Origin of the sequence: Shewanella sp. 10N.286.51.B7 (assembly GCF_002873615.1) — a bacterium.
Taxonomy (GTDB): domain Bacteria; phylum Pseudomonadota; class Gammaproteobacteria; order Enterobacterales; family Shewanellaceae; genus Shewanella; species Shewanella electrodiphila.
Genome location: NZ_MCUF01000048.1, coordinates 22,204 through 44,630, shown reverse-complemented (window position 1 = coordinate 44,630; position 22,427 = coordinate 22,204). Strand labels below are relative to the sequence as shown.

The following is a 22,427-nucleotide window of genomic DNA, read 5'->3' as shown; positions in this document are numbered from 1 at the left end:
TTTTAACAGTGATAACACTATTAATTAAATGATGGTGCCCGAACCCGGAATCGAACCAGGGACACGAGGATTTTCAATCCTCTGCTCTACCGACTGAGCTATTCGGGCAACTAAACTAAGTGTTAGTTAACTACTTCAAACTAGCTGCTAACTCACTTGTTAGTGGCTGTGTCGTTTGGAGTGCGCACATATTATAGGGATGGATTTAAACACGCAAGTGGTTTTTTAAAACTTTTTAATTGTTCGCTTAGTTAGTATCCAAAATGGTGCTTTTTTGATGGTTTTTACATAGAGGTTGAATCATTTCTTTCAACTCTATTTCACTCTTCAGTTTGCGGAAGGAATGACAGTTTAGATGTTATGACAAAAGCATTTGGTTTCCACAAGCACAACCTTTCGAAAAAATAGGATGTTTTAGGTTCTATTTTGCGATTTTATTTTAGGGTTAAAGCTATAAGATAAACATCATCGAAATACAGAGGGACATGCTCGATGTTAGCAAATACTAAAAATGGCTATGGTTTAGTGACAATCATTATCCATTGGTTAAGCGCCTTAGCCATCATAGGTTTATTTGGCCTAGGTTTTTGGATGGTGGATCTGACTTATTACAGTAGTTGGTATAAAACAGCTCCCGATATTCACAAAAGTGTCGGTATTCTGCTACTGGGGTTAACCTTGCTAAGGGTTTTATGGCGCTTCTTTTCTGTTAAACCTCAACCTGAACAATCTCATAAGGCTTGGGAACAGGTTGCAGCTAAGTGGGCTCATCGAGTGTTGTACGCTTTAATGCTGTTAATAATGGTAAGCGGCTTTTTAATTTCAACTGCAGATGGCAGAGGTATTTTGGTGTTTGATTGGTTTGAAGTGCCTTCATTAGGCAGCTTTATTTCTAACCAAGAAGATATTGCTGGGCTAGTTCATCAGTATTTGGCTTATAGCTTAATTGCACTCGTTATCATCCATGCAGCTGGCGCGATTAAACACCAGCTTAAGGATAAAGACGGTACGTTAAGCAAAATGATTAAACCGATTCGAAAATAATTTAGCTCGGCTTGTTAGCTCAGGATAATCAGTCAGCTCGGTATATTCAGCTTGGTATATTCAGTTCGGTATATAGAGCTCGGTAAATAAAGCTCAGTAAATAAAGTATTGGCAGTCATAGCGACTCAATATTTGATACACGATTAACTGAGTTTGATTTTATTTAGACAGACAACAGACTTTTATCAACAGATTTTATCAATACATTTTATCTACTAAAGATTTATATAAGGGAATAGCAAAATGAAAAAGCAACTTATTGGCACACTAATCGGTTCAGCACTTTTAATGCCACTGACAGCGAATGCTGCAGACTATGTTATTGATACTCAGGGAGCTCACGCTTCTATCCAATTTAAAGTCAATCATCTGGGTTATAGCTTTGTAGCTGGCCGTTTTAATGATTTTGGTGGTTATTTTAGCTATGACGCAGCGAACATAGCTGGTTCAGCTATTAACGTGACTATTAATACGACCAGTGTTGACTCTAACCATGCAGAAAGAGATAAGCATTTACGTGGCAGTGATTTTCTAAATACAGGTAAATTTCCACAGGCTGAATTCGCATCTACCAGTGTCGAAGATAAAGGTAATGGTCAACTTGTGCTGAATGGTAATTTAACCTTAAATGGTGTGACTAAACCGATTGCCATTGATGCAGCATTTATTGGCGAAGGCAAAGATCCATGGGGTGGATACCGTGCAGGTTTTGCAGGTACAACTGAATTTGCGATGAAAGACTTTGGGATCAAAATGGACTTAGGGCCAGCGTCTGCCAATGTGACTTTAGATCTTATTGTTGAAGGTATTAAGCAATAAATTTGATGTTGTTGCCAGAAGTCGAATGCTAACTGGTTATATAATCATGCCGCTTAACTTTATCCAAAACAGTAAAGCAATAGCGGCATTTTTGTGTCTTTATAGGTATTTAAATCACCATATAATAGCTATTTAATCAGTTTGATTTTACCGAATACATCTGCACTTTTATAACCTCGATTCATATCGCCATCAACCGCTTTTATAGGATGCGAACCGATAAAATTCTCTCTTTGCTTTGAACCATCATTGTCACAATAAGCGAGCATGAACCCCATAACTTTACCGGCAGAAAGCGTAATAGGTGACACTTGGTTATGTGCAAAAGCATCTAAACTATCATCATAGCTGTCAGGAAAGATGTGAATAGCCACCTCCCAGTATATCTTTTTAGGATTAATAGGATCACGAGTCCAAACTGTTTCGATATGTTCATTAAAGGTCATGGCTTGTTTAAGAGTGGAGAAGTCAGCAACTTGTCGGTCTAACGCCACGTGATATGCAAACGCATTGTGGTTAAATTGATGCTCTCCACCTGATGCATCTTCATCTAAAAATACCTCAACAGTATCATCATCCCAATATAGAACCGTTGGATCAGCAGTTTGATCGAACAGTACGTCATCAATAATTTCTGCGAGTAAAAACAACTTATCTTCACGCCAGAGTAATTTGTATTGGCCACTGAAATCATCTGCTGAAATAGCAGGGCCGATAATCATTTGATCAATGGGGTGCCATTTAGCTTGCTGCCAGTCTGATTCGCTAGGGATGCCATCAAGAGTGATGTCACTATTGGCTTTATTAACCTCAATGATTTGATGGCTGTGTTCTTGATGCAATGTTTCAGTTGATAACTCGGCTGCAGCAACGGATAGTGTGCTAAAAAAAGGGCTTATAATTAATGCTAGGGCTACAGCGGTATGGTTAACAGCGCTATGGTTGAATTTAACTCGGTTGAACATGCCTAAGCTAGCTGTTGTCAGGTCATGATTTTGTTTATTGGGGATACGATAACGATTACTAAACCATTCCATAGTTTTCTTGCTCCGAATCTGCATCTTATACTTTGTGATAAGTGTACTTGTGTTTAAAAATAACGTCACAGGCAGTCTATTCTATATGGTATTCGAATAAATAGATTAGATAATGCTAAAAGATAACAAATTCCAAAAGTGTTATCTAATCTATTGTTTTTAAATCGTTAAATAATATCTATGCTCAGTTAATTAACAGAGGGTGCCAATGGGAGAGCAACCTCAATGCAATAATTTTGCTTTGGCTTTATCGCTAATATAAATTCGCCCTGTTGATTGATATGAAGTGGAATCCCATCAACTAACACTTGCTGCTCTGAGATATGTTCTTCACGTTTTACATTGAGTTTAATTGTTGATTGTCTAAACAGACGAGTGACCTCTAACTTGTCCCAAGCGCTCGGTAACTGAGGTTGAATTTTAAGACCGTCTTTAATCCCTTTTAAGCCAATTAATTGCTCGATGACGATTCGGTAAATCCATGCAACGGTGCCAGTATTAAATAATTGGCTGGATTTACCTGCATCTTCAGGGTATTGAAAGTAAGCGCCGCGATAATAATTAGGGATAAATACAGGCAGTTGACCTCGGGCGAGGGTATCGCTATCTGAGCTAGGATTAATCATGGTATTTAATAGCTCAAAAGCTGTGTCGGTTTCACCTCTCTCAAACAAAGCAAAAATATAAAATGCGCCAGCATGATTATAAACTGAGCCATTTTCGCCGGTACCAGGGAATTTTTGCGTAAGCCTACCGACTTCTTCATGCATATGGGTATAACTTGGCGCCAGCATCATCATTCCAAAGGGGGTTTGCAATTGTTGCTTGATTTGAGCCTGCATTAATGGCCATTGTTGCTCTGTGATGGCGCCAGAAAGCATGGAAAAACTTTGCGGGTTTAAATAGATTCGCCCTTCAGTATTTGCGCTGACACCGAAACAGTTGCCTGCATCGGTAATGCCTCGCGCAAACCATTCACCATCCCAGCAATGTTGGTTTACATCCTGATTTAAAGTATTGGCTTGTTGTTGCCATTTATCTGCTTGCGCATTTTCCCCAATAGCCACACTGACATCGGCCCATAACTTCATACTGTAGGCGCTTGCAAGGCTTAACCAGCTAGAAACACCGATGCCTTTATAGCCAACCATATTCATCGGATCGCACCAATCACCTTGGTTAATATAATTCAGGCCTCTGCTATCTCTTTGTGACCATAAATAATCTAGGGCGAGGTTTATGTGTTCCAGCACGCTCACGCTATATTGATTATCTGAAAAGGGGATGTCTTGGTTAAGAAAGTCGTAATCACCAGTTTCATTTAAATAGGCTTCAATACAAATCACCAGCCAAACGCAATGATCTGTATGTGGGATTTGATTAATATACTTAAGCTCTGAATCTGCATTTAACAAAACACCATCGGGCATTTCACCATTTTTATGTTGTTGTGACAGGGCTTTTATAAAGGCACTTTTGGTTTTATCAGGGCTGATATACATCATCCCCATCGCATCTTGTAAGTAATTCCTAGTTTGCGGATCGGTGCTAAGGCGGTTGACATCACCATGATAAAAAACTTGCCTTGGCAGCCAATGATTAATGAAATTATCAAGTGCATTATTTGGGCTGCTAATTTCAAGTTTATTATCAGAAGTGGCAATATACTGCTGATATTTTTGTTTTGCCTTATTCAGTTTTTGTTCTGAACTGAGATACTTTTGTTTGAGCTGCTTAGCTTCCTTAGCATCTTTAACTGGGGCAAAGATAAAGTTAAATTGCGATGACTCTTCAGAGCTTAAGCTTTGCGTAAACTGCATTATGGCAGCAGGAGTTTGATAATGGGCAGGTTTAGAGGCTAAATGTTCATTTTTTATAGCATCAGGATTATTCAATCCGCCTTCACCTTCAAAAATAACTTGTCGAGTCTCGTAGCTGGTTGGTTTTTTATCACTGATAAAAACCGTGGTGTCCTTAAAGTCTTTTTGAACAGGGTATTGTTCAACTTTTTGATAAGGCGTGACTGATTCACACAAAATGCTAGTAAGCGTGTCATCAAATCTTGCAGATTGATTCATCCAAGACATGTAGCCGACAGGGAAATAACTGTAGATGCTTAAATCTCGAATACTATCAGCATGATTGGTGACGCTAAGTTGCCAAAGTTCGGCTGTATCTTCTGCAGTTAACGATAAGCTCAGGTGGCAAGTTAGATTTAAATGCTCCACTTTCCAACTAATTTTATGTTTATCGACGATAAACTCAAACTTACTGTGCGCTTGTTTTACTGGGGCATAAGGGACTGAAAATATCTCACCCGTTTGATTATCCTTTATGTAGAAAAAGCGCCCCGGATGGTGGCTAAAATAGGCGTGCTCAGGCTGCATAAATGTCTTGGCTTCAAGGGCGGGGCCATGAGCGTATTTAGCCGGTTCTGGTTGCATAAATTGAGCAACGGCATAACCTCGACAATTCATTTGAATCATCATGTTTTCATTCCACAGAAACCCACATGCATTTGGCATGCTGGTTGGGCTATGTAGACTGACAGCGCCATTTTGTTGGTTGTAAGTGATCACTATCTTAGTCCTGCACTGCTGTGTTGTTAGTGTTGTTAGTGTTTGTAGTGTCGACTTGTTTCGAGTCAGGTGAATATAAGCTTTGGTTAATGTCATGCATTGTTTGTTCATCTAAGCTGTAATGCTTTACTACCCAAACCGCTAATACTGCAAATACCGCAGGGATCAGGGTATTAAGCAATAATATGCCCATAAGCGAATCTGGCGATTGTTGCTGATTGGCCACATACCCCATTGAAGATAAAAGCCAGCCAATCATGGCGCCTGCAAAAGCGCCGCCTAGTTTTTGTGAGAATGCCGCAGCAGAGAAAATCATTGCAGTGGCGCGGCGGCCATTTTTGTATTGCGAATAATCTGCGGTGTCAGCGTACATTGAAAATACCAAAGGAGACTTAGGGCCTAAGCAAAAACCAATCAAGGCCTGCATGATAAACATCAAGGTTAAATTTTGCGGTGGGATTAAGTAAAAACCTGCAGACAAAACAGCCACTAGGCTCATTAAGCCAATCAGTAAACTGCGTTTATCAAAGTAGCGGCTCAGTAATGGGGTTGAAGCTGCACCTATTGCCAGCGAAATCATATATACCGCAGTGAAAGTACCAATTAAGTCCTCTCGGCCAACATAATACTTAAAGTAGAACGTACCCGTACTCGCCCGCAGTGTGATGGTGAACATGATGATTAAGGCGAGTGAGAACAAGATAAGCCAGGGTTTGTTGTTCGTTAAATCCATGATGTCTTGTTTGATACTGGTTCGCTGATTTTTTGGCGGCGCAATGCGTTCTTTGGTGGCAAAAAAAGTCAGCGTAAATAACACTGCTGAGATAATGCCATAGCAGCCCATGGTCATTTGCCAGCCTAAAGCTTCGTTGCCATTTCCAAGTAGATTAACCAGTTCTGGTGTCATATAAGCCACTAAGGTGCCACCAGAAAATGCGCCAATAAATCTAAAACTGGTTAAGGTTGTGCGCTCTTGACTATCGGATGTTACTACACCAAGCAAAGCACCATAAGGCACATTAATAAAGGTATAGGCAAGCATCATAAATATATATGTGCCGTACGCCCAAATGAGTTTTCCATCATCGCCTAAATCAGGGACGGTGAAGGTAAGTACACCTGCTGCAGCTATGGGTAATATGCCGAGCAAAAGATAAGGCCTGAACTTGCCGAAACGTGTGGACGTTCTATCAGCTAATGCGCCCATTAATGGATCTGAAACAGCATCTATTATGCGAGTCACTAACATCATGGTACCGACGGCAGCAGCAGAAATACCGAAAACGTCGGTATAAAAAATAAATAGAAAGACATCGAAAACACGCCAATAAAAGTTAGATGCCACATCCCCGAGGGCATAACCGACTTTTTCTTTGAGTGATAACTTTTCAGATTGAGGTGTCACAGGTGATATTTTAGGTTCTTGAGCCATTGTTATTATTACCTTGGTTGATTCCATCCAAATTTGGTATTTATGGCAACTTTACAGCTAACTGATTTTTAATGCTTTTTATATTTAACAATTAGTGTAAGCGCTTACATTGTTGTTAGAATGTAAATGATTAATCATTTTTTGACCAGTATTAATTTATTCAAGATTGAATTTGAAGTAGCTTTATTGGGCATTAAAAATCAATTCTTGCTGAGCGATGACACAAAAGGAGTCGCTAATAAAGAGGATAGAAAAGCTGCAAATTCAATATTAAGAATGTTGCAAGGAAGGGGCAGTTAGCTTGGAAAAGTAAACACTAGCTTGGTATAAACACTAGGTCATATAAACTGTAGCTCGTATAAACTGTAGCTCGTATAAATAATAGCTTGGTATAAGTAAGGGCTTGTATAAGATAGTAGCTTGTAAAAATAATAGCTTGGTATAAGTAATGGCTTATATAAGATAGTAGCTTGTATAAATAACAGCTTGGCGTAATAAACCTCTGAGTTTTAAAATGCCCGACAAATTGTTTTATCGGGCATTAAGTTGTGACTAATAGAAAAGCAGTATTTTGTTATTTCAGCATTTCTTGCACTCGAATGACCTGAGCGCGATAACCTGTTGCAAACATATCGTGGCTGTTAATGTTTATTCGTACAGCGGGTTCAGTTTCACCATATCTATGTTCAACTAAAATAGATTGTACTTTACCTGTGGTGTCGTCCATTTTTAAGTTGCCATATCCGCCCCCTAATCCAAACAGGCCGGCCGAGGCAAAATAGCTCATCATACTGTCTTTATCTTCTTGATACTTAACGATTGAAGTCACAGGTGAGTACCCACTATAACCTAGCTCAGTTTTGCCATATTCCCATACTTGTTCAACGGTGAGTTTTTGCTCATCGATTTTGTATTCTACTGAGCGAGAATATTTTTCATTGGCAAACATCGGTTGACCAAGGTGGCGACCGTCACCGTTATCAAATACGGTTAGAGTTCCTTTTTGCGGTACTCTATAGGCTGTGTGTGAGGTGTAAGAAAAATCAAAGTTAGTGCCTCTACATTGGCCTTTTTCATTACAGTTTAATGCTTTGCCTTTACTGTCTACAGGGGTCAGTAGTTTATCAGCAAACTTTTCAGACCAGCCTTTTGATGGGCTTAATATCCATTTGATTTGCTTGTCACGACCTATTTTAATAACGGCTGATTGATGACGTGAACTGATAATAATACTGTCGTCAGTGGGATCGTAATCCACGGAGTTTACGTGGATCCAATTACGGCCGGTTTCGACACCATGAATATCGCCATAGGGCGCATTTTGTAAACCTTCAAGTGTAGTCTGATGCCCAGCTTGTGAGGCATTAATATTTAAACACACAGCGCCAGCATCAAGAGATAACAATGCATCGTCTCGCATTGGATCAAGAATACTGTTCAAGTCCCAGTAATCGACGAGTTTACCTGTGCTATCAACTTCAATAATTTGATCGCGAATAGTGTTTACTAACTTACCGTCAGGACGGCGGTAGTCTTTGGCTGCAGCGCGAATAAAGATATTTCCGTTAGCACCTTCAATTCCTTCGTGCGATGCATCAATAAAGTTACCTGGTAAGCTATGTTCAGAAATCATTCTGCCCATCAAAGACATCTTTTTCCAACCTTGGCCTTGAACCCAAACCATGTTGCCATCTTCGGTAACATTCATTCCCATAGCGTAACCGGCATTTTCAAAGCTTTTTGAATCGTGAGTTGTGTATGGGTTTAAATACCAGCGGATATCGCCAGCAGTATCGATAATAAAGAAGCCAGGCTTGCCATCCCAAGAAAAGGCGCCAGGAGCATCTGGATTGTTATGAGCTAATTGGCCTGTTTTGCCATCAGGGTTAGTCCAGTTGACGAAATATAGTCGGTCTTTAAAGTCTGCATCGACATGCTCAACTTCAACCAGAGGGGCTTTAGCCCATTGGCTTTCTGAAAAACCCATATCAATATCTGGTGTGAGCATCTGATAGTCATGGCTATGCTGTTTACCGTTTTGAGTCCAGTTAACTGTAAAGTGGTTCATCAGGGCAGGGTACAAGCCAAATATGGGTACGCCACCTTCATTCATCACACGCATGTCATCAACTTGGTAGTGAATACTTACACCCGTGTCATCTTTTGCATGAACTGTCACTTCTACATCTGAAATCGTGTGACCATTTAAGGTAACTAAAGCAGTTAGCGGTGCATTTTCATATGGGTTATGCACGAGATAACCTAAAGGCGCATCAGGAACGGGTATTGGCTTCATTCCAAGTGGATCAGCAGTCACATTTGTGATTGAAAAGCTCAGGCTGATGGCAAGTAGCGAATAAATAAGTGGCTTCATTATCAATAATCTCATTTGAAACAATTGTGCTTGAGTATACTGATTAATGTTTTTTATTAATGTCTTATCGCTAACAAAGGACTGACAATATTTACTATTTTCAAGAAAGGTCACGAATATGAAATTTCTGTTTTGAATCGGGAACTTTTGACTATTAAACGAAAGTAATCATCGGTCTTCTTTAGGTGGGAACAGTTAACGAATGTATCTTGCTGGATACGAAAATAGCTCGTCATCATATCATCGTCTAGTGAGCGACAGGTTTGATAGATGAATCGAGCTATTTTAGAAAGCCTTTAGCGCAATTGTAAATAGTCTTTAGCGCTATTGTAGATAAATTCTAGCGCTATTCTTGATGATTTTTAAAGCTAGATTATTCGTCTTCAGCAGGTGGAACATAACCTTCAATTTCGACGTCTTTACCTTCAAATAAAAAGTTTACCATTTGCTCTTCAAGAAATTTACGGTCATCAACATTCATCATGTTGAGTTTGTTTTCATTGATTAACATGGTTTGTTTTTTCTGCCAAAGTCCCCATGCTTCTTTACTGATAGAGTCAAAGATTCGCTTGCCAACTTCTCCTGGGTACAATTGAAAATCTAAACCTGGAGCTTCTTTATTTAAATATGCGCAATTAACATTACGAGCCATGATGTTTCCTTAACGGGATCCCTTAGATAGGATCTGCTGCTGAAAGTGCGACTAAGTTAGATAAGATCCGCTCGGTTGCTGCGGCTAATCCGACTTTAGCTGGATGATGTATGTTATACCAGAGACTCTGGTTTTGTTCCATTACACTGGATTCAAATTCTGTTAAATCTTGTGTTGATTCAAGTTCAATCACAATGGGTTGAATATCTAAATGGAAATGGCTAAATGTATGCCTAAAGCCTGCAAGCCATTCTGAATTAGTATGGGTGATGTTTTTGCCCGTAAACTTGATTGATACGTGCTCATGTAATTCAGCTTCTGTTTCAAATTGAGGGAAGCACCATAGCCCGCCCCAAATGCCCGCTGGTGGACGTTTGTTTAAAATGACTTGGCCATCTTTTTTTATCACTAGCATCCAGGCTGATTTAGCGGGAATTGTCTTTTTAGGCTTTTTACCAGGAAACTCACTCTGCCTGCCAGCTAATTGCGCTTTACAATCAATGGCAACAGGGCATGCATCACAGCGAGGTTTGCTGCGGGTGCAAACGGCAGAGCCGATATCCATCATGGCCTGATTAAACTTACGCACATCAGCTTTTGGCGTTAAGGAATCGGTTAAGGTCCATAACTTTTGCTCAACAGCTTTTTGCCCTGGCCAGCCTTCAATCGCGCCATGTCTTGCAAGCACTCGCTTAACATTGCCATCTAAAATTGAGTGATGTTGTCCAAGGGAAAGTGACAGAATTGCCCCTGCAGTTGAGCGTCCTATACCTGATAAGGCAATCACTTCATCTAAAGATTCAGGGAACTGACCATTATGCTGTTCGCATATCGCTTTCGCAGCCTTATGTAGGTTTCTCGCACGCGCGTAGTACCCAAGACCTGTCCAATGATGCAAAACATCATCTTCGCTAGCTTTGGCTAAATCACTAATTGACGGGAAACTGTCCATGAACTTTTCATAGTATGGAATCACAGTCGCAACTTGAGTTTGTTGCAGCATGATCTCTGAAATCCATACTCTATATGGGGTTTTATTGATTTGCCAAGGAAGCGTTTTACGCCCGTGAACATCGTACCAAGCAACAATTCGCTCAGAAAAGGAGTTAACTTTATTCATTGGCGCAGTGTATATGGCGACGTTTTGATAAACAAGTTAGATACGGTTTTGATAATGGAAAAGCTAAAAACGATAAGTGGCTGTTAAATGGTCTGTGAAGGTTTAAATGTGCCTAGTCCCTGAGGTATCTTGACTCATGCAGCTAAACTTCTGTAAAAAACGCAATATAAGCAAAATAATCTCCGCCTCAAAGGGGATTAACTACTTTAGTCATGACGATTTTGCGATATACTTACTGACTATTTTATGAATTTGAAGTTAAACATTGGGTCACTTAATAAAGTACCTAATTGATGAGGCAGAAATGAGCGACGTTACTACCGCTGAATATAACGAAGATGGTAAATATCTTCGTAAGATTAGAAGTTTTGTTTTGAGAGAAGGGCGACTAACCAAAGGCCAAGCTCAAGCAATTGAATCACACTGGCCAGCAATGGGGTTAGATTACACTCCAGAGCCAATTAATCTTACTGAAGTATTTAACCGTGAAGCTGATACCGTTTTAGAAATTGGTTTTGGCATGGGTGCTTCTTTAGTTGAAATGGCGCAAGCTGCTCCTGAACTGAATTATATTGGTATAGAAGTTCACAAACCTGGCGTTGGTGCTTGTCTTGTTGATGCGGGTAAAGCTGAAGTGACTAACCTTCGTGTTTATCATCATGATGCGATGGAAGTGCTTGAAAACAGTATTGCTGACGGGTCATTGAGCCGAGTTCAGTTATTCTTTCCTGATCCATGGCATAAAAAACGTCACCACAAACGTCGTATTGTTCAAGCTGAATTTGCTGCGCTTATTCGCCGTAAACTTAAAATTGGCGGTGTTTTCCATATGGCAACAGACTGGGAAAACTACAGTGAGCATATGCTAGAAGTGATGTCAGCAGCTGAAGGTTATAAAAATCAATCTGAGACTAATACAGTCGTTGAACGTCCTGATCACCGTCCACTGACAAAATTTGAAGCCCGTGGTCATCGCTTAGGTCATGGCGTTTGGGATTTAATGTTTGAAAAAGTCAGCTAAATTTATTAAAACATAAGCTTAGCTTCTGAATTAATATAATAATTTATAATCGTACAACACTAACTAGGATAAAAACATGGCTAAGAATCGTAATCGCCGTCTACGTAAAAAGCTTCGCGTTGATGAGTTCCAAGAACTTGGTTTTGATATCAATTGGACATTCGATGACGCTATTTCAGAAGCGGATATTGATAAAGCCGTTGATGAGTTTATCGATGAGGTTATTTTACCGCGTGAGCTAGGCTTCCACGGTGGCGGACACAAAATGTGGGAAGGTATTATTGCCACTCAGCAAATCGGCAAATGTACCGAAGAAGATGTTGCAGCTGTAAAAGCCTTTTGGGAAGCGAAGAAAGTACCTCAACTTGAAGTCAGTGCGTTATACGACATCTGGTGGGGCTAATTAAGCCAATGCCTGAGCAAATTTTGCTTGAACAAGTGGTCGACAAAGTTCGGCCACTTATTGGTTCTGGAAAGGTAGCAAATTACATTCCTGCTTTGGGGAGTGTTGATCCTAATAAAATTGCGATTGCTGTAACGACTGCTGATGGACAAACCATCGGAGCAGGCGATTACCTTGAGCCGTTTTCAATTCAAAGTATTTCTAAAGTCTTTAGTTTGACGCTGGCACTTAGCTTATACACCGAAGATGAAATTTGGAGCAGAGTAGGCAAAGAGCCATCTGGTCAATCTTTTAATTCACTGGTCCAAGTTGAGTTAGAGCGCGGGATCCCTCGTAATCCCTTTATCAATGCAGGCGCATTAGTGATTGCAGACTTAATTCAAGCCAGACAAAGCGCACCCAAGCACCGTATGCTTGAAGAAGTCAGAAAGCTCAGTGGCAATTCGCACATTTGTTTTGATAAAAATGTCGCCAACTCAGAATTTAAATTTAGTGCTAGAAATGCCTCTATTGCCTACTTGATGAAATCATTTGGTAATTTTGATGGTAATGTCGATACGGTATTAAAAAACTATTTTCATTATTGCTCACTCAAAATGAATTGTGCTGATTTGTCTAAAGCCATGTTCTATTTGGCTAATCGCGGCAAGACACTTCAAAATGAACAACTGGTTACCCCTGTACAAACAAGGCAGCTGAATGCGTTGTTAGCAACATCTGGTTTGTATGATGGCGCGGGTGAATTTGCTTATCGCGTTGGTATGCCGGGTAAAAGTGGTGTTGGTGGCGGAATTATTGCTGTTATTCCTGGTGATATGTCTATTTGTGTTTGGTCTCCAGAGTTAGACCAAAACGGAAATTCATTGGCGGGTACGCGTATGCTGGAGCACTTATCACAGGCTTTGGGGCGTTCAATCTTTTAGTGCTTTGATTTCATTTTACTGCTATTGCTCCGCTCCTTCTGTTTATTTTTAGTGAAAATTAGCAAAGAGTGAAAAACACCACTTTGTTGGTTATTTCACTCATTGTCGGTTAACTTCATAATTCCTTTCTTTGTCTATAACGTCGCCTATTTTACTTTAACCTTTGAAAATAAAGATTTTTTTAATATTGGCATGGGCTGTGCTTTATCTAATTTAAGTTTAATCGTAATAAACGGTTTAATTATCAAATTTGAAAATTCAGTCTACAACTTAATGACTGTGTTTTATTTACAGCAAGGGAAGAGCTAATGAAAACTCAAACTAATTTCACCAACGGATTAATTAAAGGTCTTGCTTTATCAGGTCTTATTTTTACTGCCGGAGCAATCACGCCTGCTATGGCAAAGCTGTCACTAGATGACGAGCAATGTAATGTCACTCTTAACTATGATGTGACTGTCGAACCTAAGAAGCTGTTAATCAGTGAAAAGGGCGAAGAGCTATATCGAGTTGAAATGGGTGAGCTTTATGTCGAAGGTAGCAAGATAGATTTAGATAATAAGCAACGCAACTTATTAACCAATTACTCAGAAGAGTTATCTCAACAAGTTCCTGAAATTATCGATTTAGTGAATGAAGTTGTAGTACTAGCAACGGATGCTGTGAGCCTAGCACTTACGCCAATTTTTGGTGATGCAACAGGCGCCAAATTAGATGAGCTGTTAGCAGGCATTCAAACTCGTATTGATGAAGCGGCCTATCAACAAGGTGACAAGTTTTATTTAGGCGCTACGGAATCTTCAATTGAAGAAGCATTTAATGAAGATTTTGAACAAGAAATGGAAGCCATGATTAAGAATTCAATGGGTAGCTTTATGATGGCTTTAGGCGCCGAAATGATGTCATCTGAAGGTGGAAGTTTTGAAGAGAAAATGGAAGCATTTTCTACCAAAATGGAAAGAGTAGGTGAAGACATTGAATTGCAAATAGCAGATCAGTCTGAGGCTATTGAAGCGAAAGCTGAAAAGATTTGTGCTGACTTTGAAGAGCTTATGGCGCTTGAATCTGAAGTTCGTCAATCGATTCCTGAACTTGCTTCATACCAACTTGCAACATTGGATAATACCCAATACGAATAAGTTTACTTGAGTGTTAATTGGTTGAATTGAATTTTATATATAAGTATCAGTATTTGATTTAACTAATAGGTAATTGATTAGGTTGTTCACCGCTAGCGCAATTTGATGTGACTTATTTGATTATCTTGATTGTTCAATTTCTAGCATTGTCAAAATGCACCTGACCTTCCCCTGCATTCATATGCAGGGGCTTTTTCGTTTAAAAAGCCTTTAAAATGTTAATTCAACTACACTTCTGTTGAAGATATGATTTGTTCTGATAAAAAAATTGTATATTATAAATATAGAGCCATATGTAATTTTTTTGGTATACTCCATAAATTAAAAGACTGTATCGCTAATCCTATTAACTTATTGTTTTAGTTTTGATTGGCTATACAGGATAACGGACTATCACAATTTAATTTCTTTTTTGGTTAATCGTGCATACATTTTTGCACTGCTATATCGGTTAAATCTTGTTCAGTATTGTTTCGGATAAGTTACAGTGATTGGCATTCCAAAAACTATTTTTAATGTCGTAAACAGCTTAAGGCGACTCCCATGTTAGAACTGTTAGAACCTATTGCTATTTTTACTCATGTTGCCCGCGCTGGTAGTTTCAGTGCCGCAGCCAGAAGATTGAGTATATCTAAGTCGAAAGTAAGTACTCAGGTTGCTGATCTTGAACATAAACTTGGGGTTCAACTGATTCAACGTACTACACGTAGTCTGAGTCTGACAGAAGCAGGTAACTTGCTTTATATTCAAGGTGAAGAGTTGCTTCGTGATGCTGAACAAGCTGTCGCAAGTGTACATAATTTAAATGATGCGACCCGTGGTGTATTGAAAGTGGGTATTTCCCAATCTTTCGGTACCATGCACATCATTCCGGCTTTACCTGAGTTTATGGCTAAACACCCTGAGCTTGAGTTACAAGTCAGCTTACTTGATCACAAGGTTGATGTAGTCAGCGAAGGCTTAGATTTATTATTAACTATGTCAGAGCAATTACCTTTAGGTATGGTTGCTCGTCCATTGATGAAGTGTCAGTTCTTACTCGCAGCATCGCCAGAGTACATCGCTCAAAATGGCACCATTTCTCGTCCTGAACAGCTGGTTGATCATAACTGTCTTGTATATCAAGGTGAGTGGCATGAACACAGCATGTGGCAGTTCAAGAAAGGTGATGATTACTGCGAAATCGGTGTGTCAGGTAACTTCCGTGTCGACAATGCACCAGCACTTAAATCAGCAGCGGTTAGCGGGTTAGGTATTGCATATTTAGCAAGTTACTTATTGGAAGATGAGATTGAACAAGGCACTTTAGTACCCTTGTTACCAGATTGGCAGTTAACGAATAACTTGCCTTTACAAGCCGTTTATCCACGCCGTAAGCATCTTGCACCTAAGGTGAGCTCATTCATCGACTTCATTAAAGGCCATATTGGTAGTACTCCATACTGGGACACTAAATATGACCATTTATACAAATTGCGTAAATAATTACCAGTTTAAGTCGTCAATGACGTAAGAATATATGGAAACATTGTTCAAAATTTAAAACAAAACCGCACCTTTAAGTGCGGTTTTTTTATTTGTTCAATTTAAACAATGGTTTAATTGTTTGTGATTAAAAATTGTCCAGCAAGGTTTTGTCTTTAAATTAAAACAATTTCATTCTCGCATCTTGAACTATGTTCTGAAATCAATACAATAGATTTCAGTTGATTCGGAATGGTTTGAGTCACGCATCTTGTTGAGAAATGACCCCTTTTCGACTTTTTGTGCAAATCAGCAACTTCGCAAATTTTGAATCACTGCTGGCAACGGTTTTAAAACTAGAACAATGCCGGCTTTGAAACCATCATCCTAGTTTATATTGGTTTACCCCAGACATAGTGCTGGGGTTATTTTTGCCTGAAATTCACTCAACCGCTTTTTTTGTTCCTGCTTGCTTATTCGCTTCAGTCGTTTCTTATTGTCATTGCTTATTGTCATTTCTTATTCACAGCGTATTAGTCAAAATAAAATTCAGGCATAAAAAAACCACTGAGCTCAGTGGTTTTTTGTTTTTATAAGAGGGGTTATGCAGCGTTAGTTGCTTTAACCCAGTCATTGACCTTCGTTTCTAGAATATCTAGCGGCAAAGGACCATTCTCAAGAATGAGAGTGTGGAATTGACGAATATCGAATTTGTTACCTAACTGCTTCTTCGCATTCTCACGTAGCTCTAGAATCTTAATCATTCCCACTTTGTAAGCAGTTGCTTGACCTGGCATGACGATATGACGTTCAACCATTTTCACTGCATCAGACTCTGCGTTTGGCGTATTATCAACATAATATTGAATACCTTGCTCACGGGTCCATTTTTCTGAATGGATACCAGTGTCTACCACTAGACGACATGCGCGCCAAAGTTCCATTGCTAAGCGGCCGAAGTCAGAGTATGGGTCGGCATATAGGCCCATCTCTTTAGGGAAGTATTCAGTGTATAAGCCCCAACCTTCAATATAGGCAGTATAACCGCCGTACTTTCTGAATTTAGGAATACCTTCTAGTTCTTGTGCAATAGCAATTTGCATATGATGTCCTGGAATACCTTCATGGTAAGCTAATGCTTCCATTTGGTAAGTCGGCATCGCCTTCATATCATATAGATTAGCGTAGTAGGTACCAGGTTGTGATCCATCTGGTGCAGGTTGATTGTAAAACGCTTTACCCGCTGATTTTTCACGGAAGGCTTCGACTTGTTTTACTACTAATTTAGCTTTTGGTTTGATATTGAATACTTCGTCTAAACGAGACTCCATGTTATCAATTAATGCTTTGGCTTCTGACATGTAACGGCTCTTGCCTTCATCAGTTGCTGGGTAGTAGAACTGGTCGTCATCACGCATAAATGCCATGAATTCTTGTAAGTCACCATCAAATTTAACTGTCTTCATGATTTCGCGCATTTCGTCATGAATACGGGCAACTTCAGATAAACCTAACTGATGAATTGTTTCTGAGCTCATGTCTGTTGTAGTGACACGGCTTAAACGTAAATTGAAAAAGTCATCACCTTCAGGCAGTTTCCAAACACCATCACGAGTATCGGCTTTTTTCTCAATTTCATTAAGATAAGCGATAAGATCGGTATAGGCTGGTTGAACACTGTCAACGAGGGCTTTTTTAGCTGCAGCAAGTAATTCATCTTTTTTAGCTTGAGGCGCATCTAAGGCAGTAACCTTTTTGTTGATGTCAGCCCACAGAGTGCTCTTTTCTTCAGTGTCACTAAAAGGAGCGCCAGTAATAATATTTTCACTGTCTGAAATGACATATGGGAAAACAAACTTAGGTGCGATTACGCCTTTATCAGCACGAAGCTTTAAAGCATCAACTAACTGCTTACTAGCATGCTTAACGCCATTTAAACGACTGATATAAGCTTCAGCATCGCTAACGCTTGATACTTGGTGTTGATTAATCAAGAATGTCGCGATAAAAGTATGGCTGCCGTACATTTGGTTAACTGGATAGGTATGGTAACGCCATTTATCATCAGCAATGTCTTGTTCTAACCCTTGTTTCATTAAGTTAAAACTTAATGCAGTTTGAACATCAAGTTTACTGACATCAATTGATTCGAGTTGTTTAAGGTGCTTTTTAGTACGCTCTAATGCTTCATCATCAGCTTTATCACTGAAATCACCCCATTTATCGTAATCAGTTTTAATACGCATGTAGGTTTGTGAGATAGGGCTAGCCATAACATTTTCCATGAAAATGTTTTCAAATAATTCATTGGCTTTTTCTGATTCCGTTGTGGCTTTTTTAGTTGTTTCAGTTGCGCTTTTAACTTCGTGGTTGTCCGATCCATGGGCCAAAGCAGAGGTAGATAATAAGCTAGATAATGCAACGGCTATTATTGTCGTTTTAGTTTTTAGTAGCATAGTGAGTTTCCGTAAACGAGGGATAGAAGTAAGCGTTTATTAATATTGATTGATATCCTAATAGAGCAAAGCGAAAAAGGGTAAAGTGAAATGTTAGCAATTGTGTATTAAATGTTGCTTAAAGCTTGCGGTTTATTAGATTAAGTATTGCTGCGAGCATTAAAAAGCCACCGACTTAGTTCAAGTGGTGGCTATTAAGCACTATTTGCTGAGCCTATACAGTAATGAGTTTTTAAATGAATGACCCAATGGGTTAATGACTGAATTAATCTATAAATTGCGATAATAGGTCATTGACGAACATGTGGCCTTTAGATGTTAACTGCCAATGGTTCTCTGATTCACTTAATAAGCCTCTTGAGATAGATTTATTTATTCCATCAGTAAGCACATCAGCTGATAAACCGGTGCGTTGCTCAAACTCAATTTTAGGGATCGGCGTCATCAGTCGTAACCTGTTCATCAAGTATTCAAGTGCTCTATCTTCTGGGAGTACTTCTGATGTTTCAAAAGTGTAGTCTTCAGTATTTAAGTAGCCCTTAGGGTGTTTGATTTTTACAGTACGGGTGATCACATCTTTTTCAGGTTGGGTGATTTTACCGTGAGCGCCGCAGCCAATGCCAAGGTAGTCACCAAATTGCCAGTAATTTAAATTATGACGGCATTGAAACCCTGGTTTGGCATAAGCCGAGATTTCATATTGTTGGTAACCTAATGCCGCAAGCTTCTTTTGGCCTTGTTCATAGATGTGCCAAAGGTTTTCATCGTCAGGGAGTTGTGGCGGCTTCGAGTGAAAAAGCGTATTGGGCTCAATGGTTAATTGATACCAAGAAAGGTGAGGTGGCATTAACTCTGCTGCAGTATCAATATCCGCCATTGCCTCATCAAAGCTTTGATTTGGTAGACCATGCATGAGATCAAGGTTAAAACTGTTATAGCCTGATTTTGATGCGGTATTAGCAGCAGTGACAGCTTCGTTTTCATCATGGATGCGGCCAAGTAAATTGAGCTTATCTTTAGAAAAACTTTGTACGCCAATAGATAAACGCGTTACGCCAGCTGCTTGATAGGCGGCAAAATCATCATGCTCTAAAGTGCCAGGGTTGGCCTCCATGGTGATTTCAATATCATCTTCAAAACCAATAGCTTTTCTAGCGCCGTCAAGAATGACCTTTATTTGTTTGGCATCAAACAATGAAGGCGTACCACCACCAATAAAAATGCTGTGCAGCTTACGGTTTTGAACATAACCTAAGTCATTGTGTAAATCTTGCAGTAAGGCTTCGACATATTGAGCTTGAGGCAATTCACCTTGCTGACCATGGGAGTTAAAATCGCAATAAGGGCACTTTTGCACACACCAAGGTATATGAATATAAAGGCTAAGTGGTGGTAGGGTTAACATAATGCTTAGATGATCCCTTTAGCTTTGAGTGCATCAGCCAATAAATTCAATGCTAAACCACGGTGGCTTAGTTGATTTTTTTGTTCACTACTCAGTTCTGCCGCTGAGCAATCAAAACCTTCAGGAATGAAAACAGGATCATAGCCATGACCTTGCTCGCCTTGAGGTACAGTGCCGATTTTTCCTTCCCAAGCTGCTTGGCAAACAATCGGGGTTGGATCTTTAGCATGACGCATATAAACCAATACACATTGAAAACGTGCATTACGCTCGGTTTGGCCTTCGAGTGCATTGAGTAATTTTAGGTATCTGTCTTTTTCTGTCGCATCTTCTCCGCCATATCGAGCAGAGTATATTCCTGGAGCTCCTTGAAGCGCATCAACTTCTAAACCTGAATCATCCGCAATGGCTGCTTTTCCGGTTATTTCTGCTGCGTGTCTTGCTTTGATGATGGCATTTTCAATAAAGGTTGTTCCTGTTTCAGCCACTTCAGGTACATTGAATTGGTTTTGTGGCAATACTTGGATATTAAATTGTGACAACATTTGGTCAAATTCTTTAAGTTTACCTTTGTTACCGCTGGCTAAAACAATTTGCTGCATGGGAATACCTTAGTGGATGGAAAATGGTACTTGAAAATTTGGCTAATGATACCTAAGCGTTTAGCTGATAGATAGCTCAAAAGATGATAATAGGTGATGGTTTATGGACTGATAAAAATAAAGCCAATCATACTAGAATTGGCTTTGTAGAATGTTTTTGCTGCACGTTTCTGATTATTCAACGTAAAATTTTTGCTTAAATTTTAGTGCTGTATTGAGTTTATTCCCATGCTTAATGGCAATGTTGAAATTGATTTCTTGGTCGTCACGGTATGGCACTTGGGCGATATAATAAATGGCTTTGCCCTCACGGATTTCTTTAAAATCTAACGTAATTCTTGCATCCAGTAAGTTGTTCGCCACACCTGATATTTCAATTGCTACAGGCGGGTTACCCTCTTTACTGGTATCTAATACTGCAATATTTACGATGCCATTATAATTGCTTCGTTCAATACCGTAGGTTTTAGCAATACTTGGGGTGATAAACGTGCTGCTTAATGCCATGTAATGGATATCAAAGTTACCTACTTGCTGTTTTTGTTCTGCTTGGGCGGTATTTGATAGTCCGAGTGACAGTCCTAAAACAACCAATAAACTTAAAATGATAGTGCGAAACATAATCGTGATCCTTGATCGACTCTTGCAAGAGGTGATTCACTAATGGAGTGTAGACCTAAGTATAGAGAATTTTAATCAAACTCACCTTAATTTCATACAAAACTAAGTAAGTTTAATGAGTTAACTTTGAATTTATTGCTTTACAGTAAGTGAGATAATTCAATAGGAATTTGTTTAGGCATGGATATTTGGACTTGTTTATGCCGACCTTGAAGGCCTTTTAAGATTACGACATCCGCTTTAGGAACTTTGAAGGCTTTAGCTAAATATTTAATCAAATGGCTATTGGCTTTACCGTCAATGGGAGGTGCAGTAATAGCAATTTTTAACTCATCGCCATGCAGACCGATGATCTTATCTCGGCTGGTTAGGGCCTGTTGATCTTTTAAGGTTGTTTTTGCAGTGAATTGTTGGCCTGTTTATCAAGGCAGAGGCTTTGTAATGTAGTTATTCTACATAAATAGCCGATAACGCAGTATAAAATGGCCAACAAACTCTGTCCGGAGGGTTAGGCCAAAAGTGTTTTACTCTTTGTTGAATGCATCTTTGTGAATAAAAGGTGCTTAGGTGACTAGGCTGCAATTCACTCGCCTCGATTAAATCGCTTTTGTTTCTAACAAAATCTAATCTGCAAAGATAAACAGGCCCTAGGCTGAATATAAAGATTCAGCAACAAATCGCTCTGTTGCTGAATGATTGCACTCATTATGGTTAATCCCAGTTTGAAGGGTTAAACCGCATTCCAAAACGGAATATATTGCGCGAATAAAATATTGATAAAGTTCATCGCAATTAATAACAGCATGACTGATAAATCAAGTCCGCCCATTGGAGGAAGGATTTTACGAACAGGGCGTAAAAACGGCTCTGTTAATTGATCCATCACCATCACAATCGGATTATGTCCTTGATTAAACCAGCTTAGTAAAGCGCGGATAATTAATACCCAGAACAGTAAAATACCTGCTTCTTTGATCACCGAAACTAAAGATAAAATCAGTAATGATACCGCATCGATTTTTAAATCAACCAGTAAAGATAAGGTCAAAAACTTCACCAAGACCACAATAAGCGCAAGTACAATTGATGCTGTATCAATGACACCAATAGAAGGTAATACACGGCGCATAGGTGCAATAATAGGTTGAGTCGCTTTTACGATAAATTGACTAAATGGATTATAAAAGTCCGCTCTAGCAAGTTGAAGCCAAAAACGTAAAATTACCACCATAAGGTAAAGGTCAAAAACCGTGGTAACGAGAAATTGCATTGCATTCATTATTAAGTGCCTTGTTTGGTTGGTGCGTATAACATGTCATTAATAGTGACAGTGTCG

The 22,427-nt window shown here is 39.4% G+C and carries 20 protein-coding genes and 1 tRNA gene; 8 read left to right on the top strand and 13 right to left on the bottom strand.

Annotated elements, in window-relative coordinates; all coding sequences use genetic code 11:
- Window positions 1–32: 32 nt before the first annotated feature.
- Window positions 33–108: transfer RNA gene (locus tag BCU84_RS13895), tRNA-Phe, on the bottom strand.
- Window positions 109–492: 384 nt separating this feature from the next.
- Between BCU84_RS13895 and BCU84_RS13890 the strand changes: the two genes are divergently transcribed.
- Both BCU84_RS13890 and BCU84_RS13885 read left to right on the top strand, forming a co-directional pair.
- Entirely contained in the window at window positions 493–1,044 is a 552-nt protein-coding gene (locus BCU84_RS13890; protein WP_102528677.1) for a cytochrome b, read from the top strand.
- 243 nt (window positions 1,045–1,287) lie between these two features.
- Complete coding sequence (locus BCU84_RS13885) at window positions 1,288–1,863, top strand: YceI family protein (protein WP_102528676.1); 576 nt, start codon at window positions 1,288–1,290, stop codon at window positions 1,861–1,863.
- 128 nt (window positions 1,864–1,991) lie between these two features.
- On the opposite strand, the gene BCU84_RS13880 is transcribed toward BCU84_RS13885, so the two are convergent.
- The 3 genes from BCU84_RS13880 to BCU84_RS13870 form a co-directional block, all read right to left on the bottom strand.
- Complete coding sequence (locus BCU84_RS13880; protein WP_241906440.1) at window positions 1,992–2,900, bottom strand: CBM9 family sugar-binding protein; 909 nt, start codon at window positions 2,898–2,900, stop codon at window positions 1,992–1,994.
- A gap of 188 nt (window positions 2,901–3,088) precedes the next feature.
- The gene (locus BCU84_RS13875; protein WP_241906439.1) at window positions 3,089–5,479 is read right to left on the bottom strand and encodes an NdvB protein; all 2,391 of its coding nucleotides are present in this window, start codon (window positions 5,477–5,479) and stop codon (window positions 3,089–3,091) included.
- Between the two features lie 4 nt (window positions 5,480–5,483).
- Window positions 5,484–6,911, bottom strand: a complete 1,428-nt coding sequence (locus BCU84_RS13870) for an MFS transporter (protein WP_102528674.1) — start codon at window positions 6,909–6,911, stop codon at window positions 5,484–5,486.
- Between the two features lie 126 nt (window positions 6,912–7,037).
- On the opposite strand from BCU84_RS13870, the gene BCU84_RS20735 reads away from it, so the two are divergent.
- Window positions 7,038–7,211: a hypothetical protein gene (locus BCU84_RS20735; protein WP_157936226.1), complete on the top strand. Its 174-nt coding sequence runs from the start codon at window positions 7,038–7,040 to the stop codon at window positions 7,209–7,211.
- A gap of 274 nt (window positions 7,212–7,485) precedes the next feature.
- Here the strand turns inward: BCU84_RS20735 and BCU84_RS13865 are convergent, their stop codons facing one another.
- The 3 genes from BCU84_RS13865 to mutY all read right to left on the bottom strand — a co-directional run bounded on the left by BCU84_RS13865 (window position 7,486) and on the right by mutY (window position 11,057).
- Entirely contained in the window at window positions 7,486–9,285 is a 1,800-nt protein-coding gene (locus tag BCU84_RS13865; RefSeq protein WP_241906438.1) for an aryl-sulfate sulfotransferase, read from the bottom strand.
- A gap of 373 nt (window positions 9,286–9,658) precedes the next feature.
- Complete coding sequence (locus BCU84_RS13860; RefSeq protein WP_102528673.1) at window positions 9,659–9,937, bottom strand: oxidative damage protection protein; 279 nt, start codon at window positions 9,935–9,937, stop codon at window positions 9,659–9,661.
- 22 nt (window positions 9,938–9,959) lie between these two features.
- Entirely contained in the window at window positions 9,960–11,057 is a 1,098-nt protein-coding gene (gene mutY, locus BCU84_RS13855) for an A/G-specific adenine glycosylase (protein WP_102528672.1), read from the bottom strand.
- A 304-nt stretch (window positions 11,058–11,361) separates the two neighbouring features.
- Here mutY and trmB point away from each other — a divergent pair, with 304 nt between their 5' ends.
- From trmB to BCU84_RS13825, 5 genes are all read left to right on the top strand, one after another.
- Complete coding sequence (gene trmB / locus BCU84_RS13850; protein WP_102528671.1) at window positions 11,362–12,078, top strand: tRNA (guanosine(46)-N7)-methyltransferase TrmB; 717 nt, start codon at window positions 11,362–11,364, stop codon at window positions 12,076–12,078.
- Between the two features lie 76 nt (window positions 12,079–12,154).
- Window positions 12,155–12,481: a 50S ribosome-binding protein YggL gene (locus tag BCU84_RS13845; protein ID WP_102528670.1), complete on the top strand. Its 327-nt coding sequence runs from the start codon at window positions 12,155–12,157 to the stop codon at window positions 12,479–12,481.
- Window positions 12,482–12,489: 8 nt separating this feature from the next.
- The gene (gene glsB, locus BCU84_RS13840) at window positions 12,490–13,404 is read left to right on the top strand and encodes a glutaminase B (RefSeq protein WP_102528669.1); all 915 of its coding nucleotides are present in this window, start codon (window positions 12,490–12,492) and stop codon (window positions 13,402–13,404) included.
- Window positions 13,405–13,712: 308 nt separating this feature from the next.
- Window positions 13,713–14,543: a YggN family protein gene (locus BCU84_RS13830; RefSeq protein ID WP_102528667.1), complete on the top strand. Its 831-nt coding sequence runs from the start codon at window positions 13,713–13,715 to the stop codon at window positions 14,541–14,543.
- Window positions 14,544–15,086: 543 nt separating this feature from the next.
- Window positions 15,087–16,028, top strand: a complete 942-nt coding sequence (locus tag BCU84_RS13825; protein WP_102528666.1) for a LysR family transcriptional regulator — start codon at window positions 15,087–15,089, stop codon at window positions 16,026–16,028.
- Window positions 16,029–16,609: 581 nt separating this feature from the next.
- On the opposite strand, the gene BCU84_RS13820 is transcribed toward BCU84_RS13825, so the two are convergent.
- From BCU84_RS13820 to BCU84_RS13790, 6 genes are all read right to left on the bottom strand, one after another.
- A complete protein-coding gene (locus BCU84_RS13820; RefSeq protein WP_102528665.1) occupies window positions 16,610–18,463 on the bottom strand; it encodes a DUF885 domain-containing protein in 1,854 nt (617 codons plus the stop codon).
- 265 nt (window positions 18,464–18,728) lie between these two features.
- A complete protein-coding gene (gene hemW, locus BCU84_RS13815) occupies window positions 18,729–19,868 on the bottom strand; it encodes a radical SAM family heme chaperone HemW (RefSeq protein WP_102528664.1) in 1,140 nt (379 codons plus the stop codon).
- Window positions 19,869–19,873: 5 nt separating this feature from the next.
- The gene (gene rdgB / locus BCU84_RS13810; protein WP_102528663.1) at window positions 19,874–20,470 is read right to left on the bottom strand and encodes an RdgB/HAM1 family non-canonical purine NTP pyrophosphatase; all 597 of its coding nucleotides are present in this window, start codon (window positions 20,468–20,470) and stop codon (window positions 19,874–19,876) included.
- A gap of 174 nt (window positions 20,471–20,644) precedes the next feature.
- The gene (locus tag BCU84_RS13805; protein WP_102528662.1) at window positions 20,645–21,091 is read right to left on the bottom strand and encodes a DUF4426 domain-containing protein; all 447 of its coding nucleotides are present in this window, start codon (window positions 21,089–21,091) and stop codon (window positions 20,645–20,647) included.
- Window positions 21,092–21,231: 140 nt separating this feature from the next.
- On the bottom strand, window positions 21,232–21,444 hold the full coding sequence (locus BCU84_RS13800; protein WP_102528661.1) for a DUF167 family protein: 213 nt from the start codon (window positions 21,442–21,444) through the stop codon (window positions 21,232–21,234).
- A 377-nt stretch (window positions 21,445–21,821) separates the two neighbouring features.
- Entirely contained in the window at window positions 21,822–22,370 is a 549-nt protein-coding gene (locus BCU84_RS13790; protein WP_102528660.1) for a YggT family protein, read from the bottom strand.
- Window positions 22,371–22,427 lie beyond the last annotated feature (57 nt).

Coding starts and splice junctions, on each gene's coding strand:
- BCU84_RS13890 (WP_102528677.1), top strand. CDS start 493: ATGTTAGCAAATACTAAAAATGGCTATGGTTTAGTGACAATCATTATC.
- BCU84_RS13885 (WP_102528676.1), top strand. CDS start 1,288: ATGAAAAAGCAACTTATTGGCACACTAATCGGTTCAGCACTTTTAATG.
- BCU84_RS13880 (WP_241906440.1), bottom strand. CDS start 2,900: ATGGAATGGTTTAGTAATCGTTATCGTATCCCCAATAAACAAAATCAT.
- BCU84_RS13870 (WP_102528674.1), bottom strand. CDS start 6,911: ATGGCTCAAGAACCTAAAATATCACCTGTGACACCTCAATCTGAAAAG.
- BCU84_RS20735 (WP_157936226.1), top strand. CDS start 7,038: ATGATTAATCATTTTTTGACCAGTATTAATTTATTCAAGATTGAATTT.
- BCU84_RS13865 (WP_241906438.1), bottom strand. CDS start 9,285: ATGAAGCCACTTATTTATTCGCTACTTGCCATCAGCCTGAGCTTTTCA.
- BCU84_RS13860 (WP_102528673.1), bottom strand. CDS start 9,937: ATGGCTCGTAATGTTAATTGCGCATATTTAAATAAAGAAGCTCCAGGT.
- mutY (WP_102528672.1), bottom strand. CDS start 11,057: ATGAATAAAGTTAACTCCTTTTCTGAGCGAATTGTTGCTTGGTACGAT.
- trmB (WP_102528671.1), top strand. CDS start 11,362: ATGAGCGACGTTACTACCGCTGAATATAACGAAGATGGTAAATATCTT.
- BCU84_RS13845 (WP_102528670.1), top strand. CDS start 12,155: ATGGCTAAGAATCGTAATCGCCGTCTACGTAAAAAGCTTCGCGTTGAT.
- glsB (WP_102528669.1), top strand. CDS start 12,490: ATGCCTGAGCAAATTTTGCTTGAACAAGTGGTCGACAAAGTTCGGCCA.
- BCU84_RS13830 (WP_102528667.1), top strand. CDS start 13,713: ATGAAAACTCAAACTAATTTCACCAACGGATTAATTAAAGGTCTTGCT.
- BCU84_RS13825 (WP_102528666.1), top strand. CDS start 15,087: ATGTTAGAACTGTTAGAACCTATTGCTATTTTTACTCATGTTGCCCGC.
- BCU84_RS13820 (WP_102528665.1), bottom strand. CDS start 18,463: ATGCTACTAAAAACTAAAACGACAATAATAGCCGTTGCATTATCTAGC.
- hemW (WP_102528664.1), bottom strand. CDS start 19,868: ATGTTAACCCTACCACCACTTAGCCTTTATATTCATATACCTTGGTGT.
- rdgB (WP_102528663.1), bottom strand. CDS start 20,470: ATGCAGCAAATTGTTTTAGCCAGCGGTAACAAAGGTAAACTTAAAGAA.
- BCU84_RS13805 (WP_102528662.1), bottom strand. CDS start 21,091: ATGTTTCGCACTATCATTTTAAGTTTATTGGTTGTTTTAGGACTGTCA.
- BCU84_RS13790 (WP_102528660.1), bottom strand. CDS start 22,370: ATGAATGCAATGCAATTTCTCGTTACCACGGTTTTTGACCTTTACCTT.